We start from the raw sequence: 17,824 nt of genomic DNA, 5'->3' as shown, positions 1-17,824 counted from the left end.
GTTCAAAAACGTGGATTATGAGAACCGCACCCTTGCGTTGCAATAAGACTCTAGGAGAATTGAAAGAAGAACTTAATAAGCGGGAGAAGCTTAGGCGCTTGCTTCGTTGCAATAAGACTCTAGGAGAATTGAAAGCCTTGGGTCGTTCTCTTCGGGAGCGTGGACGAAGTAACGGGTGTTGCAATAAGACTCTAGGAGAATTGAAAGACAGGCACTTAATCTGGTTCCTAAAAGAGGAATCCTAAAGTTGCAATAAGACTCTAGGAGAATTGAAAGGCCCTCCGGGGAGAACCCCGAAAGGGCTTCAGGGAAGTTGCAATAAGACTCTAGGAGAATTGAAAGTAACAAACTTATCAAGGGTGTGCGTGCGGGGCTGGCGTTGCAATAAGACTCTAGGAGAATTGAAAGACCTTTGCTTGTGGGTTGCGCATGGAATTTCGCTAGGTTGCAATAAGACTCTAGGAGAATTGAAAGACCGTTAAAACGTGCGTAGCTCCGTATATCAGAAAATGTTGCAATAAGACTCTAGGAGAATTGAAAGTTCGTTATGAACAGAAAGCTTATAGCCAGCTTTGAGGTTGCAATAAGACTCTAGGAGAATTGAATCTGGGGGAGGTTTCTGGGGGTTTTCTGACACTTATCAGGGCCCCCTAAGTTACCCCCGTATTCAGCTTTCCGTCAGTCGTTATCCGGGCTGAGACTGGTTTTTCGCTGGTTTAGAGGGGAACTTGTGGGAGGAGCACTAAGGGACATGCTTCCGGTGCGGCAACTTTAAAAACTCCTTGGGAAAGCTCTCTCCGGTGAGAGCATGAAGATAGCGGCGCTCTTTTCAGGAGGGAAAGATTCAACTTACGCCCTCTACTGGGCTTTAAAGAACGGCTTTGAGGTGAAGTACCTCGTCAGCATGGAGAGCGAGAGCGACGAGAGCTACATGTACCACGTACCCAACATCCACCTGACGGAGCTACTCGCGGAGGCAATAGGAATTCCCCTTGTGAAGGCGAGAACGAGTGGAGAGAAGGAGAGGGAAGTGGAAGACTTAAAGGAAGTCCTGTCGAAGCTCGACGTTGAGGGCGTTGTGGCGGGGGCCCTCGCCAGCCGCTACCAGAAGGAGCGCATAGACCGCATAGCGAGGGAGCTCGGGATTGAAAGCTTCGCCCCCATGTGGATGGTTGACCCGGAGGAGTACATGAGGAACCTCGTGGGGGAGGGCTTTGAGGTCATCATAGTCGGCGTCTCCGCCTTCGGGCTCGATGAGAGCTGGCTGGGGCGGAAGATTGATGAGAAGACGATTGATGACCTCAAGAGACTCAACGAGCGCTACGGCGTGCACATCGGCGGTGAGGGTGGCGAATTTGAGACGCTGGTCCTCGATGCGCCCTTCTTCAAAAAGAGGCTCGTTGTAGACGAGGCCGAGAAGGTATGGGAGCCCATGATGGGTTCCGGGAAGCTCGTGGTGAAGAAGGCCCACCTGGAGGCGAAGGAATGATAGAGGGGGTTTCCTTCGGCAGGATAGTTATCAACGGGAGCGTTTACGAGCACGATGTGGTGGTGTATCCAAGCGGGAGGGTGGAGAGGCGGAAGAAGTGGCTGAGCAAGGAGAAGCACGGGACTAGCCACAAGCTCGACCCCGAGGAGCTGAAGGAGTACCTCTCGGAGGACTTCGACGTTCTCGTCGTGGGCACGGGGATTTACGGCATGCTCTCGCTCCTCCCGGAGAGCAGGGAGCTCGTTGAGGGGAAGGAGGTCGTGGAAATGCCCACCCCTGAGGCGATAAAGCTCTTCAACGGGCTGAAAAATGAAAAGAGGGTTCTCGGGATATTTCACATCACCTGCTGAGCAGGGAGAAGGCACCGCTCACCACGAGGAGTGCCATAATGCTTGAAATTGCAACCCCCCTGGTGAAGCCCGCGACGAGGAACGCCCCACCAAGGAAGAGGTAAGCGACGGCCACCATGAGGAAGAGAACCGCCATGTTGCCGAGGTTCACCTCCGGCGACCCTATCTCCTCCCCCTCGTAGCGGAAGAAGTAAAGCATGACCAGCGAGGCGGAGAGAAGGGGGAGCAAGAGGGCGAGGGGAATCAGCAGGAGTGGCTTCCACCCTAGCGTGGCCAGGCCGAAGAGTACAATGGCGAGGTTCACTATGGACGGCACTAGGGCCATTGAGATGGCTTTCGAGCGTGCGTAGTGGCCCTTGTTCAGGGGGAGTGTTCTCAGGAACCCGATTGAGAGGGACTCGAGCTTTAAAACGCCGTCGGCGCCCGCCGTTGACGTGAAGCCCACTATGAAAAGGTAGAGGGCCAGTTTGAGCGGTGTGAGGCCCTCCCTGACGCCCGCTAATATCTGGGGAAGGACCACGTAAACGGGGATTAGAAATGCCACGAGCGTTGCCGGTCTCCTGAAAAGGATTTTCACGTCCTTCGCAACGAGCGCCCTGATGGCCCCTCCCCCCGCGGCACGGAAGGGCGTTTTCTCCGTTCCGGCGAACTCCACCTCGGGCTCGAGGGCCCTGTTCCACACGGCGGGCAGTACCCTAACGTAGACCGCGCCGAAGACGAGGGCGTACAGGAGGAGGAGCGTCATGGAGGGGAACGGGTGGAAGACGGAGCTCAGGGTGAAGGGGTATGCGAGGGAGTATCGCCCTATTACCCTCGCGAGCTCCTCGCTGTGCGCCCTCATGTATTCCTGCCCGTAGGAAAAGGCGTAGAACATGCCCATGTACGCGAGTATGCCCAGTATTTTGAGGAAGTTCCTCAGGGTTCCGCCCTTTCCGATGCGCACCCTCATCCCGAAAGTCCTGAATATCAGAAGGCCTATGGTGTGCCCCAAGAAGAGCCCCATCAGAAGCCAGAGGAGCGTTATGAGACCCGTTACGGGGGCCCTCACCATTAACGCCAGCACCGAGGGGGCTGTAATCGAGAAGGTCGGGACAATCTCCAGGAGGAGCAGCTCGCTGAGGTAGAGGCTCCCGACACGGAGGGGCAGGGGCTTGAGGGGCTCGAAGATTCCCATTGAGACCACGTGGGATGCGTGGACTGCCGTTGTGTAGAGCGCCATTATGAAGGGTATCGTGGCCAGGGAGACGAGGATGGGGATGAGCTGGGTGTCAGTCTTCGCCAACAGGACGCTCCCCGCGTAGAAGAGGCCAAAGCCGAGGAAAGCCAGACTCTGGTAGCCGAGGCCCGACTTCATGCTGGTTGTTCTTTTAAGGGCCTTCCTGTAGGCCTTGGGGTCCGCCATGACGATCGGGTTCTGCTTCAGTATCCTGTAGTGAAGCTCCCTGTAAAGTATCCTCACTATCTCGAACATCCTCTCACCTACAGGGTCTCCCTCAGGGCCTGCACGATGGCGAAGACCTCGTCCTTGCTCTCCGTAAGCTTGAGGAACACGTCCTCGAGGTTCTCCTCGTGGGCTCTCTCCTTGAGCTCCTCTATGGTTCCCTCCGCTATCAGTTTGCCCCTGTATATCAGCCCTATCTTGTCGCACACCATCTCGGCCAGCTGGAGGACGTGGGTGGAGAAGACGATGCTCTTCCCTTCCCTCTTGAACTCCAGGAGAAGCTCCCTGAGGATTCTCGCGCTCTTTGGGTCGAGACCGTTCATGGACTCGTCGAGCACGAGAACCGCCGGCTCGTGGAGGAGGGCCGTTATTATGGACACCTTCTGCTGGGTTCCGAAGCTCAACGTCCCTATGAACTGCTCGAGGTACTCCTCGATTCCAAAGGCCTTCACAAGCCGCTTAACGCGCTCCTCCAGCGTCTCCTTTGGGATTCCCCTTATGCTGCCCACGAAGTTGAAGAGCTCCGAGGGGGTGAGGCTCTCGTAGAGGACGGGCGTTTCTGGAACGTATCCCACTATCTTCTTTACCTCCAGGGGGTTTCTCGCGGCGTCTATCCCGTTCACGACGACCTTTCCCGAGGTGGGCCGGAGAATTCCCGCGAGTATCTTCATGGTCGTGGATTTTCCGCTCCCGTTGGGGCCCAGAAGGCCGTATATCTCGCCGTCATCAACGTGAAAGCTTATTCCATCCACAGCCGTCTTGGGACCGTACTTTTTAACGAGGCTCTCAACCCGTATCATCCTATTCACCGTGGGTATATGAAGACAATTTTGGTTAATAAGTCTGCTGGTGGGGTTTAACCCCACACCGATAAATTTTTATATACCTACCGTGCTATTTTAGTACAAGAAAGTGTACTACAAAAACATGTACCTGGTGGTAGCATGGACGATTTGAGGGCTCAGCTGGAGGAGCTGAAAAAGCGGCTTGAGGTGCTGGAGGAGAACATCGAGCCCGTTGACGAGGTTATGCTCTCCATAAAGGCCCGTCTCAAAAAGCGGCTTGAGGGTGGGGCTTTACCCGAGATAGACGAGGAAAAAGCAGCGAAGACCCTGAAGGCCCTCGCCAACCCGGACAGGATAAGGATACTGAAAATGCTGGCGGAGAGACCGATGGGTTTCAAGGAGATCAAGGAATCCCTCGGGGTTGAGAGCCCCACCGTTTCTCACCACCTCAAGCTCCTCGTAAGGACTGGTATGGTGAGGAAAGAAGAGGGATACGAAATCTCGCCAGACGGACGTTTGTTTTTGCGCCTGCTTGAGATAATAACCGCCCTTGGGGAGGTGGAAGAATGATGTACGGGTTCCATGAGGAAAGGGGTCTCCGGTTTAGGGTGGCCGAGTACCTGAAGACCCTAACCGCGCTCCTGCTTATACTTTGGCTCTTTAAGGGGCCGCTGAAGCTTGAAGACTATAACGACTACATGGTGTACGCGATAATAGCGCTCATCTTCGCCTTCGAGCTGCTAAGCGTCGGGAAGTGGCTCGGGGTGACGATAAGCGGGGTGGTGTTTGCCCTCGCCAAGGCCTCCTTCTGGACGAGCGTCTTCCTGTTCTTCGGGAAGTGGCTTGGGCTTTCGGAGACGTTCACCGGTGAAAACGCAACGATAACCGCTGGCACTGCCTTCGCCTACGCCGTTGTCCTCTTAATAGCCGGGCTTCTGCTGGCCAAGTTCGACGAGAGGAACATCGAGTGGAAGGTCGAGAAGAAGGCCTATGAGTTCAGTGGTGCCTCCTTCGGCGAGGTTAAGCTCAAGGGGACCGGCAAGGCCTACCCCGTGAAGTTCGGGAGGAAGCCTGTGGGCTGGGTTATTGATGGCGACCTCATGGTTGAGACAGAGACACCTATTGGAAATGTCACCAGAAGGCTCCTTTCGCCGGTTGTCGTCTGGACTTCGGAGAAGATCGCCGAAAGGAAGACCTCTCCAGATCCGGGCTTCGTCAAGAGGGCGAACGAGCTGATAAACCCGGACAGGCTTTACCGTCCCAAGAACAAGGCGAGCGTCGTTGATCTTGGAATAGTGAAGGTCTACGAGGGGGATGGCTTCGAGTACGTGAAGGTGCCCTTCGTGGAGGTCATAAGCACTCCAGCGGGGGATGAGGTGAAGATAGGCCCGATGAGGCTCCGCGAGGGTCGGATAACGAAGACGATAGGAGAGATGCTCACCATTAGAGAGCTCACCAACGGCTTTCAGCTCACCAAGGCCGGCGATAGGCTGGCCATCAAGACGGAGGAGTTCACGATAGAGGTTTCCGGGGACAGGGTGACCTACAGGAGCGGCGACGAAACTCTGAGCCTCGGTGAGACGGTCTCACTCCGCTCGGGCGATATCTCCGTAACGGTGGGAAGGGGAAGGGCCAAGCTCAGGATAGAGGACGTGGTGATTTCCGCGCGCGACGGAAAGGTTCGCATTCGCGTTGGCGAGAAGACCCACACGATTGAGAGCAGGGAGGCCTGCGACCTCGTCCTGAGGAAGGCGAAGGAGATAGTGGAAGAGCAGGGAACTGAGATGGTCGAAGGGCTCGGTATAGACCGCGCCAAACTCAACGGCCGCGTTAGGGAACTCATAGACGAGCTGATGAGGTACCTGGGGTGATGGGCTTGGAACCGGGTCCGGAGAAAATGGAAGAAGGATACACTGGGGGCGAGAGCCCCTCTTTGACTTTGTTTCGGAGGGGTGGCTGTGAGGTTCGAGGGCGTTGAAGAAGTCTGGATGAAGCTCGTGGACGTTGACCTCAGAGTAGCCGGCTGGGAAAAGGACTACGTGGAGCTGAACCCCGGTACGGAGAGGGCAATTAAGCTGGATTTCAAGGACGGGGAGCTCCGCGTGGATTACAAGGCAATCTGGAAGCTCAAAAAGGCCTTGAAAAGGGACAGGACGCTCGAGCCCCTCGAGCTCCGCGTTCCCCGGGGTCTTCCAGTCTCGGTTGCAATTAAGAGGGGGAGAGTGTACGCGGAGCGAGTCCACTTCAAGAGCCTCACCCCGGGAGAGTGCACGGCGGAACTGAGAGAGTGCATCATAGGAGAGCTCCTCTCACTCGCTTCCACCGTAAAGGGCTCGATCAGCATTTTAGAGGCGGCCTCCGTGAAGGTGCTTGCGGGGACTGCCTCCCTCAGGCTTGGAAGGATTGAGGGGAGCTTTGAGGGAACGGCTATGAGCGGCATGCTGGAAATCTGCATTCCGGAGGATGGGGATGTTTCCCTGAACATTGAGCAGAACGGAGGAGTGGTGACTCTGGAAGGGGTTGAAGATGGGCTTTTCGAGGACGGAAAGCACTCCCTAAGACTTGTGGCACACAATGGAGGGGTTGTTAAAGTAAGGCTGTGTGAAGGTGATGGCCATGATGCTTGAAAACGTGAAGAGGGTTGAGATATCCGCTGTGAACGGCCGGCTTGATATCGAGGGCTGGGATAACGACCATGCCGAGGTAAGCTACACTGTACATGGGGAGGCCGAGGTGGAGGTCGAGCAGAAGGGGGAGAGGCTCGTCATCAGGGAGGAGCCGAAGAAGAGGTTCCTCAACCTTCTCGGAAAGAGCGGCTGGGCTGAGATTGCCGTAAAGGTGCCGAGGAAAGCCACAGTTAGAGCTTCCACCGTGAACGGGGAGATAAGGGCAAGGGAGGTATCCTTTGAGAAGGTCTCCACGGTTAACGGCAGGATAGAGCTTGAAAACTGTGAGGCAGAGGAGATAAGCAACGTGAACGGAAGGGTGAGAGCCCACCTAACGCTAGCGAAATCCCTGAAGGCCGGAAGCGTCAACGGGCCGATGGAGGTTGAGATAGATGAGTTTGAGGGTGATGCAAAGATAAGCACCGTGAACGGGAGTATCATTCTGGCCCTTTCCGACTTCTGCGACGCGAGGATAAAAGCAAGCCGCGTGAACGGGGTGATAACCTTTGAGGGCATTGACCCCGAGAATCCGATCATCGGCACGGGCGAGTTCAAGGTGAAGGTCAGCACGGTAAATGGAAGCGTGGTAGTGAGGCGGGTTTAGCTTTCTTTTCTGCTCACCTCTGCGCGGAAGGTAGAAGGGGAGTGAGCAGGTAAGATATATTAGCAAGTTGGGGGAAGGAGGAGAAACCATGAGATTCAACAAAAACTTCTGGCTCTTCGCGGTGGGACGCTTTATTTCCCAGCTTGGATGGGCGGTGCAGGATGTAGCGTTGCCGCTCTACGTGCTGGATCAGACCAAGAGTGGCAGTATGATGAGCCTCTTTATCATAGCGGAAATACTGCCGAGGGCCCTGCTTTCCCCCATAGCCGGTGTCGTTGGCGACCGCTACAACAGGAAGAACCTAATGGTGTGGCTCGACATAGTCAGGGGCCTTCTCCTCTTCGCGGTCATTGGGCTCAACCTGCTGACCATTAGGGAGCTCCTCGTGGTTCAAATCCTCATGACGATAATGGGGACTTTCTTCGGTGCCGCCACGGGTGCCATGTACCCCGACCTTGTAACCAAGGAGGAACTCGCCTCGGCAAACTCCCTCCTCCAGAGCTTTGGAGTTGTGGCGAGAATCATTGGCCCAGCCCTCGGCGGAATAATCTACGCCTTCGGCGGAATAAGGCTAGCCATTCTCATCAACGCGGTAAGCTTCTTTGGCTCCGGTCTCTTTGAGGCCTTCATCCGCTACGAGTGGACTTCCCGGAAGATAGGGTCCCTCGGCGAGATCGTGGAAGACCTTAAGGAGGGAGTCAATTTCCTCCGCTCGAGTACCTACCTCAAAGTGCTCCTTAGCTACGCCCTTTTCATTAATTTCCTCCTCAATCCGGTCTTTGCCGTAGCTCTCCCCTACGTCTACAGGGTGGAGCTGGCCTTTTCGAGCCAGTGGTTTGGCTTCCTCCAGACTGCCTTCATGGTGGGCATGCTGGCCGGGAACATCCTCATAATGGCAAAGCTCGGTAGCAGGGCTGAGAACTTCCTGTTCAAGGGGCTTTTCGTCCAGCTTGGTCTCGTGCTCGTGCTGGCGTTCCTGATATCTCCCTTGGTGGCCCTGAGCACGGGAGAGCTCTTCGCCATCTTCATGACTCTCAACGTTGTGGACGGGGTGTTCAATGCACTCATCAACGTGCCGATAGTGACGAAGCTCCAGAAGGCAATACCGAGTGAGCTGAGGGGGAGAATCTTCTCGGTCTTCGACCTCATAGTTGGGACCATGATACCCCTTGGAATGGCCGTGGTTGGTACCGCCCTCGACTACGTCCCGGCCTGGGTGATGTTCCTAGTTTCGGGAACGCTCGGCATTGCGGTGACGGTTTACTACTACATCCGGCACGGCGAAACCCTTCAGGGTGATATGGAGATGAAAGAGGCAAAAATCAGGGAGATGGAAGGCCTTCCAGAGGTCGCTTAGTGGGCTCCGGCTCCTTCAGCGGGGTCAGGTTTTTAATCTCCCTCTCATATTTTCAATCATGATGGACTTGCACACCCACACAGTCTTCTCGGACGGCATAGGGGACGTCCTCGAAAACGTGGCGGTGGCAGAGGATAGGGTTAGCCTCCTTGGGATAAGCGACCACCTCCACTACCTCAGCTGGACGAACGTGAACCACTACCTCCGAGAAATCGCGAGGGCAAAGGAGGAGAGCGAGATAACGGTTCTCGCGGGGGTAGAGGCCAACATCATGGAGACGGGCACGGACATAACCGACGCCATTGCGGAGAGGCTCGACTACGTTATAGCGAGCGTCCACATGTGGTTTGAGCCAGGTGATGCCTGGAAATACCTCGAGCTCGTCAAACTCGCCCTCAGGGACAGGAACGTTGACGTGATAGGCCACTTCGGAAACGTCTTCCCCTATATCGGCTACCCTTCATGGGAGGAGCTCCTGGAGGTCATAGAGGTTGCGGAGGAAGAGGGAAAGGCCTTCGAGATAAGCTCCCGCTACAAGGTTCCGGACCTCGAGTTCGTGAGGGAGTGCGTTAAGAGGGGGGTAAAGCTCACGCTGGGGAGCGACGCCCACAGACCCCAGGACGTTGGAAGGATAGGCTGGAGCGAGAGGATGTTCAGGCTCGCGGGAGGAAAAAAGGAGGATCTGCTTTTCTCGGAGTTCCTCTAGTCAAGCCACACGGAATCGTCGCCGTGATAGTTCAGCTTGACCACGAAGAGCCTGAAGGGTTCGTCACTCTCGTTGACGACCCAGTGGACGGTTTTGGGCTTTACTAGGAAGATATCGCCCGGCCTTGCTATGTATTCGTTTTCCCCTATGCCCAGCTTCGCCTCGCCGCTCATTATGTAAAACAGCTCGTACTGCTCTCTGTGGTAGTGCTTTTTAACGGTTTGATTCGGCTTGACCTCGACTATCTGGGCGTAGCTCCCCTCGGGAAGTTCACCCTCGAAGAGGGGGAGCTTTCGGTATGTCCCGCGGTCAATCAGGTTCCTGGTTTCGGCCCTCATGTTCTCACCACCTGAACCTTTCCCTCGGTTTTATTATCCTTTTCCCCGAGTACGCCGTCAAGCCAGGGGAACAGGTACATGGCAGCGAGTAGGCTCATGTAGTGGCTCGAGACGTCAACTACGGAGGAGCGCTGGAATATCTCCCTCGGGAACGCCTCGATTATTATGGTGATGTTTATCAGGAGCACACCGAGGAGGTAGAGTATGGCCTTTTGCTTCAGGGATGACTCCGTGTATTCATTAAAGGCCTGTCTCAGGGGGTCGAAAAGGAACGCGAGGGTGCTTATGAGGAGTGCGATCCAGAGTAGGGTGAGTGAGTAAATGAACGCTATCACCGTCGTGAACATGAGGAGGAAGCCCAAGGTGAGCATCCCCGGGCGAACCCTGAACTTGAAGCGCTGGTTGAGGAGTCGGGCGGTGAAATAGGGCAGCGCCCCCACGAAGGCCATGTCTATACTCGAGAAGCCCCCGCCGTAGAAGAAGTTCAAAACCCTGCCGAGGATGAAGTTTATCGGCCCTATGAAGAGCGGCACAAAGCAGAAGGCGAAGAGGACGAAGCGGCGGAACCGGGGAAGGTCGTCGTTCATCTCGGCGACCTTGAAGAGGAGGAAAAACGAGACCCCGAATATGAGGAGGTTCCCCGCGAGGTGCCTCGGGGAGTAGTGGACGAAGAGGGAGGTGTAAAAGCGCAGCCACGCGGTTAGGCGGAAGAGGGAGTCAGTCTGGTAGTTTATGGAAAGAACGTGCTTAACCCCCTCCGGGAGAGGGTACCCGAGAAGAAGTAATACCCCGACAGCGCAGGCGAACCTCACAGTTCCTTCCCTCATCATACGGATTCCTTCGCCCATATTGATTGTAGACCGCCATCTTATAAGGGATTTCCCGATGGTTTGTTACAATTTTCTAGAGTAATCATGTAAGATTGATGTTTTAATGTTTAAATCTGTGCAAAAGCATTTTATAGGGGTGATATGAGATTAAAAAAGATATAAAAATTTGGGGATGCGTGATAACCATGGAGGCACTTGAAAGGGCCCTCGGCTGGGCAGAAGGAAAACTGAAGGCGGACTACATAGAGCTCCGCTATGAGGATTTGAAGAAGACAACGCTCGGCCTCAAGGACGGTGTTTTTACGAGCTTCACAGGAAAGCTCAACCGCGGCATAGCCATAAGGGTTCTGGCTGACGGGGGCTGGGGCTTCGCCTCGACGAGCGACCTGGGCAGCATTGAGGAGAAAATTGAGGAGGCCTACAAGCTGGCTAAGGCCGCCGCTCAGACGAAGAAGGAGAAGATTCAGCTGGCCGAGATAAAGCCCGTTGAGGACTTCGTAAGGAGCAAGATGAAGATCAAACCGCGGGAAGTTGATATCGAGGAGAAGGTTAACCACCTACGCGAGCTGGAGAGGCTCCTAAAGGAGGACGAGGCCGTAAAGAGCGTCCAGATAAGATATGAAGACGGCGGCGGTAAAAAGCTCCTTTTGACCAACGAGGGAATGAGGATAGAGTGGGACTACAACTACCTCTACCAGGGAACCTACGTCACCGGAAAGGCCGACGGAAAGCTCGCCATGGCCAGGGACAGTATCGGCGCGGTTGACTATGGCTGGGAGCTGATGACCGAGAAGGAGCCGAACGAAAAAGTAGCCGAGAGGCTCAAGAGAAAGATGTGGAGCCAGCTCAAGGGCGTTGCCCCGAAGCGCGGCGAGTTCCCAATCGTTGCCGGCCCGATAGTCGTAGGAATTATAGCTCACGAGGCCCTTGGCCACCTCGCCGAGGCAGACCTGACGATAAACTCACCCTTCAAGGATCTTATCGGCAAGCAGATAGCACCGGAGTACGTAACGATGAGCGAGCGCTACGTTGACGGCGGCTTTGGAAACGACCGCTATGATGACGAAGGGGTCCCGGTCAAGGACATCCACATCATCGAGAACGGAATCCTCAAGGAGATAATGCTGAACAGGGAGTACGCGGCCAAATGGGGCATGGAGCCGAACGGCCACGCGAGGGCCGAGAGCTACCGCTATCCGCCGATAATCAGAATGAGGAACACCATCTTCGAGCCCGGCGACCACTCCTTCGAGGAGCTCATTGAGGACATCAAGTTCGGTTACTACGTCGTGGACTTCAGGGGAGGACAGGCACAGCTCAACTCAGCCTTCCAGGTTGGAATCCAGGAGGGCTACGTCATCAGGAACGGAGAGATAGCCGAGCCTATAAGGGACACCTCCATCACCGGAGTCGCCATCGAGGCCCTCAAGAAGATAAGCGCGGTAGGCAAGGACTTCGGCCTTGAGGTAGGGTTCTGCGGCAAGGGACAGACGGCCTTCGTCAGCTCGGGCGGCCCGCATATGCGCTTTGATGGAGGAATACTCATTGGATGAGGTGGTGGAGATGGAGAACCTCATACGCTTCGGCGAGAAGTTTTTCGACGAGCTTGAGATAGCAGTTTACCGCTCAAGGGAGGTCTCAGCGAGCGTTGAGCTCAACGAGATTTCCATGGCCTCGACGAGAAGCGGGGCTTTGACGATAATCCGCGGAATAAAGGACAAGCGCCTCGGCCTAGCCCTGATAGACAGCGATGATCCTGATAAGATAAGGGAAGCGGTAGAGCAGGCGGCGAAGATGGCGCGCCTGAATTCCCCCGACGATAGGTGGGTCTCCCTGCCCGAGCCGGGCAAGTACAGGGAGAAGCCGAAGCCGAACTACGAGCTCAAGGAGGCCTCGCCCGACGTTCTCGTGGAGAAGCTGGTTAAAGGTATAAAGCTCGCCCGCGAGAAGGATGAAAACGCTATCGTGGCAGGTGGAGCCGGCGGCGTCAGCTGGGAGGAGAGGAACATACTCAACTCCCACGGTGTAGATGTCTTCCAGGAGGGTGGTGCCGCGTACATGTACCTCGAGCTCGTGGGCATGAGGGACAACGTGGTTACGCCGGGAATTTTTGACTTCGATGCCAGAAGGGACCTAAACCTCGACGTTGATGGCGTCGTTGAGAGGGCCACCCAGAAGGTCAAATGGGCTTACAACGTCCTCCCGAGTAAGAACGAGGAGGTTCCGATAATCCTCGGCCCCTGGGCCATAGCAGGCCTCTTCAGCTTCGCCCTGCTTCCTGCATTTAGCGGAGAGAGGCTCGTTAAGGAGACGACGCCACTCGCTGGAAAGGTCGGGGAGAAGATAGCGAGTGATGTTATTACCCTCTACGACGACCCGTTCCACCCGCTGGCCATCGAGCCTGTGATAGCGGACGGTGAGGGGGTGCCAACGAGGAGGAACGTCCTCATCGAAAACGGAACCTTCAAAGGCTTTGTCTGGGACAACTACTGGGCGAAGGTTTACGGAACCGAGAGCACAGGGAACGGTAAACGGGACATAAGGAGCGGCGGAATCAGCATAGGCTTCCACAGCACCGTGATAGAGAAGGGGAAGCGCCCGCTGGAAGACCTCATCGGAGAAATCGATAGGGGCTACCTCGTGGACGGCCTCCAGGGTGCCCACTCGAGCAACCCCGACAACGGAAACTTCGCGGTAACGGCCAACCCGGCTTTCCTCATAGAGGACGGCGAGGTTAAGGGCGCGAGCGTCTTCCTTATGGCGGGCAACGTCTACGAGCTCCTCAAGGGAGCGAGCGAAGTCACCAAGGAGCAGACGGTCATGCCCTTCATGGCCACGATGATAACGCCGCACATAAAGTTCGAGAACGTGAAGATAGCGGGGAAGTGACCACCCCGCTTTAACCCTTTCTCAGCTTTTTCATCTTGAAAGCCCGTCCTCCAGGGCGGGATGGGGCCGGTCCAAAGGCGCAGCCTCCAATTGAACGCTCCCCCCAATACCTCCCCCGAGGGTAGCTCTCACATGAGGCGCGCCCTTCTGTGGTACATGACCGCAAAATTTATAAATGCATCCACACTCCCTATGAATGGGCTTGAGCCGCCGTAGCTTAGTCGGCAGAGCGCCGGACTGTTAATCCGGTGGTCCCCCGTTCAAGTCGGGGCGGCGGCGCCATCGTGGGCCCGTAGCTCAGCCTGGTCAGAGCGCGCGGCTCATAACCGCGTGGTCGGGGGTTCAAAGCCCCCCGGGCCCATTAAAATTAACGAGTCTCTTCTCCGCGACGATAAACCTCCTAAAACCGTGCTCAATGTAAACCCTCCCCCAGTATTCCCTGGCGTATTCCACCTCCACTCCAACCCTCAGAGCAGATTTTTGGTAGAGAACGGCCCGCTCCACCTCCGGTGGAACCTTCCCCTCGCACTCCACGAGCTCCCCATCCACGTAAACCCCCACCAGGCGTTCATTCCTGAAGAGATAGCCCTCCACATCGTAGCTCTCATAGATGGCCCCATGGGATGAGGGGAACGCCGTATCAAGCACCTCCGCCATACCACCACCGGTACAATATTCCACCGCATCGTATTTCAGGTACCCGGTGAAACCGGCGTTCCGGAGCGTTTCAGTGTCCGGAAATAATTTTAAGGGGTGCTCCGTAGGGGATAGAGGTGATACAGGTGCTGCCCCTCGGCAAGCTAAGGAGCGATGTTCTCAATGAAATCCTAGAGAGGCTTGAAATAAATGATGGAAAAGTTGTAATCGGCCCCAGGGAGGGCTTTGACTCGGCCGTTCTGGAGTACGACGAGGAGCACTACCTCGTGGTAGCTACTGATCCCGTTCTCGGAGTCCCGGAGGAGCACTTCGGTTTTTTCACATACCACTTCGCCTCGAGCGACGTTTCCGTCTTCGGGACCAGGCCGAGGTGGCTCGTCGTGGACATACTCCTCCCGGAGGGAAGTAGGAGGGAGGAACTGGCGGCGATAATGGGGGAGCTCAATGCCGAATGTGCGAAATACGGAACCTCAGTAGTCGGCGGCCACACAGGTGTCTACAGGACCCTAAGGGCTCCCACGGCGACCACCACCGCCATGGGCATCGTTAGGAGGGAGGAGCTGAGGCTCCCCGTAGCGAAGCCCGGGGACGAGATAGTGATAACGAAGGGCGTAGGCATAGAGTTTGCCGTCGGGGCGGCATGGTTCGACGCGGAGGGGCTCAAAAAGCACTTAAGCCCCGGAGAAATCGCCCAGCTGAGGGAGATGTACAGGCTTGAAACCGTCGTGTCCGATGCGCTCGTGGCGGCTCCCTTCGTGAGGGGGATGCACGACGCGACGGAAGGGGGCTTAACGGCGCTTCACGAGATAGCGGACAACTCAAACCTGGGCTTCGAGGTGGATATGGGGAAGGTTTACATCCCCCCGCTCGTGGACAGGGCTCTCGGGGCCTACGGCGTGAACCCCCTAACGGTCTCATCAACAGGGACGCTCATAGCGATAGTGCCCCCCTCAAAGGCGGAAGTGCTTGTGAGGGCCCTCGGGGAGAGGGGAATCCCCGCCTTCAGAATAGGTCGCTTCACGGAGGACAAGGGGAGGCTTTTGAAGAATGGTGAAGGGTGGGAGGAGTTCCCCCGTTTTGAGGGCGATGCGTACGCCGGGCTGTACTGACCCTCAACGACACCGAAAACCCTAATAAGGACTTCTCCTTTCTTTTCTCGGTGGTCATCATGAAGAAGATAGGCATAATCGGCGGAACGACACCCGAATCGACCTGTTACTACTACCGCAAATACATTGAGATCAGCAGGGAGAGGTTCGGACCCTTCACGTTCCCGGAGCTCATAATTTACTCCATTAACTTCGAGGAGTTCAAGAACAACCCGCGTGGCTGGGAGGGCAGGACGGAGATCCTCATAAACGCGGCGAAGGCCCTCGAGAGGGCCGGGGCGGAGATAATAGCGATGTCCGCCAACACTCCCCACATAGTCTTTCCGGAGGTTCAGAGGGCTGTGAGCGTGCCGATGGTGAGCATAATCGATGCTCTAATTGAGGAGATAAAGAGGAGGGGCGTTAGGAAGGTTCTCCTCCTCGGAACCAAGACGACGATGACGGCTGACTTCTACAGGAACGCCCTCCAGGAGGCGGGCCTTGAGGTCGTGGTTCCGGGTGAAGAGGAGATTGACAGGATTGACGGCATAATATTCGGTGAGCTTGCCTTCGAGAACTTGAAGAGCAAGCCTTACCTAATCGAGCTCGTTGAGAGGTACGCTAAGGAGAAGGGCATCGGGGGAGTCATCCTTGGCTGCACCGAGCTCCCGCTGGCCATAAAACAGGGCGACGTCTCAGTTGAGGTCTTCGACACAGCCGCAATCCACATGAGGAAGCTCATTGAGCTTGCGAGCGAGTGATTTTTAAGGGCCTCTTCTTCCCTTTATTCAGGTGAGGGGAATGGAAATTGGGGAGTTCCAGAAGCTTATCCACGACATCTACTTCCACAAGGACTCGAGGAGAGGCGTTGAAGAGACGTTCCTATGGTTCGTCGAGGAAGTGGGAGAGCTGAGCGAGGCGATACGGAAGCGCGATAAGGAAGCAATGGAGGAGGAGGTTGCCGACGTTCTGGCATGGCTGATGAGTCTCGCCAACCTCCTCGATATAGACGTTGAGGAAGCAACTAAAAAGAAGTACCCAGGTGCATGCCCTTACTGTGGAAAAAACCCGTGCGAATGCCTGGAACCTGGATTGAAGGATTAAAAGTTAAAAGAGGGGTCAGATGTCTATCTCTCCCTTCTCCTTGAGCTCCCTGTACATGCGCCATGTTATGACGGGCCTCTTGGCAGCTAAGACGTCGTCAACCCTCTTCACGGCGGCGTTGTGGGGCGCGCCCTTGACTACTTCGGGGTTCGTGTAGGCCTCCTCGCTGATCCTCTTGAGGGCCTCGACATAGGCGTCGAGCTCTTCCCTGCTGGCCGTTTCAGTGGGCTCAATCATGAGCGCCTCATGAACGATCAGCGGGAAGTAGATGGTTGGCGCATGTAAACCGAAGTCGAGGAGCCTCTTCGCCACGTCGAGGGCTTTGACACCGGTCTCCTTCTTCATTGGCTCTGCTGAAAAGACGGTCTCGTGCTTCCTGAGCTCCTTGTGGGGCAGCTCGTAGCCCTTGGTACCCTTCAGCTTCTGGGTAATGTAGTTTGCGTTGAGAACCGCTACCTCGCTGACCTCCCTGAGGCCCTCCCTTCCCATCACCTTGAGGTAGGTCAGGGCCCTCACCATGACCGCGAAGTTGCCGTAGAACTCCTTGACCTTGCCTATGCTTTTGGGGACATTGTAGTCGAGGTAGTAGCTCTCCCCGTCGTAGCCAACCAGCGGAACCGGGAGGTAGTCCTTGAGGAAGTCCTTCACTCCAACGGGCCCGCTTCCAGGGCCGCCGCCACCGTGCGGTGTTGAGAACGTCTTGTGGAGGTTGAGGTGGACGACGTCAAAGCCCATGTCTCCAGGTCTAACCTTTCCAAGGACAGCGTTTAAATTAGCGCCATCGTAGTAGAGCAGGCCACCGGCCTCGTGGACTATCTTGGCTATCTCGAGTATCTCGTCCTCGAAGATGCCGAGGGTGTTCGGGTTGGTGAGCATTAAACCTGCAGTCCTCTCGCTCACCGCGTTCTCAAGGGCCTCAAGGTCAACCGTCCCGTTCTCGTTGGAGGGAATCTCAACGACCTTGAAGCCGGCCATGGCTGCACTTGCCGGGTTGGTTCCGTGTGCTGAATCTGGAACGAGCATCTCCGTCCTCTGGGTGTCGCCACGGTCGAGGTGGTAGGCCCTTATCACCATAACGCCCGTGAACTCACCGTTCGCTCCCGCTGCCGGCTGGAGGGTGAAGCGGTCCATTCCCGTGATTTCTTTAAGCCACTGCTCCAGCTCCCACATTACCTTAAGCGCTCCCTGAACTGTTCTCTCGTCCTGGTACGGGTGGACGTAGGCAACACCTGGATGGGCGGCAATCTCCTCGTTTATCTTCGGGTTGTACTTCATGGTGCACGAACCGAGGGGATAGATGCCAGAGTCAACGCCGTAGTTCATCTCGCTAAGCCGTGTGTAGTGCTTTACAACCTCCGGCTCGCTAAGCTCGGGAAGGTTGAGGGGGCTCTTTCTCCTCAGCTTCTCAGGGATTTCAACCTCAACGTCCTCAATCGGCTTCGGGAGGGTGTAGCCAACCCTTCCGGGGCGTGAGAGCTCGAAAACGGTTGGTTCTTCCCATTTGGCCTGTCTGAACATTT

General features: G+C 55.9%; 19 protein-coding genes, 2 tRNA genes and 1 CRISPR repeat array. Of the genes, 15 read left to right on the top strand and 6 right to left on the bottom strand.

What is annotated here, in order from left to right; translation table 11 throughout:
- Positions 1–36: 36 nt before the first annotated feature.
- Positions 37–607: direct repeats of the CRISPR family, unit length 30 nt; unit sequence GTTGCAATAAGACTCTAGGAGAATTGAAAG.
- 201 nt (positions 608–808) lie between these two features.
- Together PFER_RS04215 and PFER_RS04210 are read left to right on the top strand one after the other, a co-directional pair.
- Positions 809–1,489, top strand: a complete 681-nt coding sequence (locus PFER_RS04215) for a diphthine--ammonia ligase (protein ID WP_048149087.1) — start codon at positions 809–811, stop codon at positions 1,487–1,489.
- Positions 1,486–1,839, top strand: a complete 354-nt coding sequence (locus PFER_RS04210) for an Mth938-like domain-containing protein (protein WP_048149085.1) — start codon at positions 1,486–1,488, stop codon at positions 1,837–1,839. The genes PFER_RS04215 and PFER_RS04210 overlap by 4 nt, the downstream gene beginning before the upstream one ends.
- On the opposite strand, the gene PFER_RS04205 is transcribed toward PFER_RS04210, so the two are convergent.
- Both PFER_RS04205 and PFER_RS04200 read right to left on the bottom strand, forming a co-directional pair.
- The gene (locus PFER_RS04205) at positions 1,829–3,310 is read right to left on the bottom strand and encodes a hypothetical protein (RefSeq protein WP_048149083.1); all 1,482 of its coding nucleotides are present in this window, start codon (positions 3,308–3,310) and stop codon (positions 1,829–1,831) included. The genes PFER_RS04210 and PFER_RS04205 overlap by 11 nt on opposite strands.
- An 8-nt stretch (positions 3,311–3,318) precedes the next feature.
- A complete protein-coding gene (locus PFER_RS04200; protein WP_048149081.1) occupies positions 3,319–4,080 on the bottom strand; it encodes an ABC transporter ATP-binding protein in 762 nt (253 codons plus the stop codon).
- A gap of 144 nt (positions 4,081–4,224) precedes the next feature.
- On the opposite strand from PFER_RS04200, the gene PFER_RS04195 reads away from it, so the two are divergent.
- From PFER_RS04195 to PFER_RS04170, 6 genes are all read left to right on the top strand, one after another.
- Complete coding sequence (locus PFER_RS04195) at positions 4,225–4,635, top strand: ArsR/SmtB family transcription factor (RefSeq protein WP_048149079.1); 411 nt, start codon at positions 4,225–4,227, stop codon at positions 4,633–4,635.
- Positions 4,632–5,936, top strand: a complete 1,305-nt coding sequence (locus tag PFER_RS04190) for a membrane protein (RefSeq protein WP_048149076.1) — start codon at positions 4,632–4,634, stop codon at positions 5,934–5,936. The genes PFER_RS04195 and PFER_RS04190 overlap by 4 nt, the downstream gene beginning before the upstream one ends.
- 87 nt (positions 5,937–6,023) lie before the next feature.
- On the top strand, positions 6,024–6,692 hold the full coding sequence (locus tag PFER_RS04185) for a DUF4097 family beta strand repeat-containing protein (RefSeq protein WP_048149075.1): 669 nt from the start codon (positions 6,024–6,026) through the stop codon (positions 6,690–6,692).
- Positions 6,676–7,335, top strand: coding sequence for a DUF4097 family beta strand repeat-containing protein (locus tag PFER_RS04180; protein ID WP_342666377.1), 660 nt, complete (start codon positions 6,676–6,678; stop codon positions 7,333–7,335). Before PFER_RS04185 ends, PFER_RS04180 begins: the two co-directional genes overlap by 17 nt.
- Positions 7,336–7,423: 88 nt before the next feature.
- Positions 7,424–8,692 carry an MFS transporter gene (locus tag PFER_RS04175; protein WP_048149072.1) on the top strand — a complete coding sequence of 423 codons (1,269 nt, stop codon included), beginning with the start codon at positions 7,424–7,426 and terminating at the stop codon, positions 8,690–8,692.
- A 61-nt stretch (positions 8,693–8,753) separates the two neighbouring features.
- Positions 8,754–9,398 (top strand): PHP domain-containing protein, encoded by a 645-nt coding sequence (locus PFER_RS04170; protein WP_084593908.1) that lies wholly within the window; start codon positions 8,754–8,756, stop codon positions 9,396–9,398.
- Here the strand turns inward: PFER_RS04170 and PFER_RS04165 are convergent.
- Both PFER_RS04165 and PFER_RS04160 read right to left on the bottom strand, forming a co-directional pair.
- Positions 9,395–9,736 carry a cupin domain-containing protein gene (locus tag PFER_RS04165; RefSeq protein ID WP_048149068.1) on the bottom strand — a complete coding sequence of 114 codons (342 nt, stop codon included), beginning with the start codon at positions 9,734–9,736 and terminating at the stop codon, positions 9,395–9,397. The genes PFER_RS04170 and PFER_RS04165 overlap by 4 nt on opposite strands.
- A complete protein-coding gene (locus PFER_RS04160) occupies positions 9,733–10,584 on the bottom strand; it encodes a hypothetical protein (protein ID WP_157255075.1) in 852 nt (283 codons plus the stop codon). The genes PFER_RS04165 and PFER_RS04160 overlap by 4 nt, the downstream gene beginning before the upstream one ends.
- Positions 10,585–10,751: 167 nt before the next feature.
- Here PFER_RS04160 and PFER_RS04155 point away from each other — a divergent pair, with 167 nt between their 5' ends.
- From PFER_RS04155 to PFER_RS04140, 4 genes are all read left to right on the top strand, one after another.
- On the top strand, positions 10,752–12,119 hold the full coding sequence (locus tag PFER_RS04155; RefSeq protein ID WP_048149128.1) for a TldD/PmbA family protein: 1,368 nt from the start codon (positions 10,752–10,754) through the stop codon (positions 12,117–12,119).
- Between the two features lie 10 nt (positions 12,120–12,129).
- On the top strand, positions 12,130–13,455 hold the full coding sequence (locus PFER_RS04150) for a TldD/PmbA family protein (protein ID WP_048149065.1): 1,326 nt from the start codon (positions 12,130–12,132) through the stop codon (positions 13,453–13,455).
- A 206-nt stretch (positions 13,456–13,661) separates the two neighbouring features.
- Positions 13,662–13,737 (top strand) — tRNA-Asn (locus PFER_RS04145).
- Between the two features lie 4 nt (positions 13,738–13,741).
- A tRNA-Ile gene (locus PFER_RS04140) sits at positions 13,742–13,816 on the top strand.
- Here PFER_RS04140 and PFER_RS11990 read toward each other — a convergent pair.
- Entirely contained in the window at positions 13,798–14,112 is a 315-nt protein-coding gene (locus PFER_RS11990; protein WP_084593905.1) for a hypothetical protein, read from the bottom strand. The two genes, PFER_RS04140 and PFER_RS11990, sit on opposite strands and share 19 nt — an antisense overlap.
- Positions 14,113–14,237: 125 nt before the next feature.
- Between PFER_RS11990 and PFER_RS04135 the strand changes: the two genes are divergently transcribed.
- From PFER_RS04135 to PFER_RS04125, 3 genes are read left to right on the top strand one after another with little or no spacing between them, the layout of a single operon-like run.
- Positions 14,238–15,221, top strand: coding sequence for an AIR synthase family protein (locus tag PFER_RS04135; protein ID WP_048149063.1), 984 nt, complete (start codon positions 14,238–14,240; stop codon positions 15,219–15,221).
- A gap of 59 nt (positions 15,222–15,280) precedes the next feature.
- A complete protein-coding gene (locus PFER_RS04130) occupies positions 15,281–15,961 on the top strand; it encodes an aspartate/glutamate racemase family protein (RefSeq protein ID WP_048149061.1) in 681 nt (226 codons plus the stop codon).
- Between the two features lie 40 nt (positions 15,962–16,001).
- Positions 16,002–16,304: a MazG nucleotide pyrophosphohydrolase domain-containing protein gene (locus tag PFER_RS04125; RefSeq protein WP_048149058.1), complete on the top strand. Its 303-nt coding sequence runs from the start codon at positions 16,002–16,004 to the stop codon at positions 16,302–16,304.
- Positions 16,305–16,319: 15 nt separating this feature from the next.
- Here the strand turns inward: PFER_RS04125 and gcvPB are convergent, their stop codons facing one another.
- Complete coding sequence (gcvPB, locus tag PFER_RS04120) at positions 16,320–17,822, bottom strand: aminomethyl-transferring glycine dehydrogenase subunit GcvPB (protein WP_048149056.1); 1,503 nt, start codon at positions 17,820–17,822, stop codon at positions 16,320–16,322.
- Between the last annotated feature and the right edge of the window lie 2 nt (positions 17,823–17,824).

Origin of the sequence: Palaeococcus ferrophilus DSM 13482 (assembly GCF_000966265.1) — an archaeon.
In the GTDB taxonomy this organism is placed as follows: domain Archaea; phylum Methanobacteriota_B; class Thermococci; order Thermococcales; family Thermococcaceae; genus Palaeococcus; species Palaeococcus ferrophilus.
This window is presented reverse-complemented; position numbering and strand designations above follow the sequence as displayed.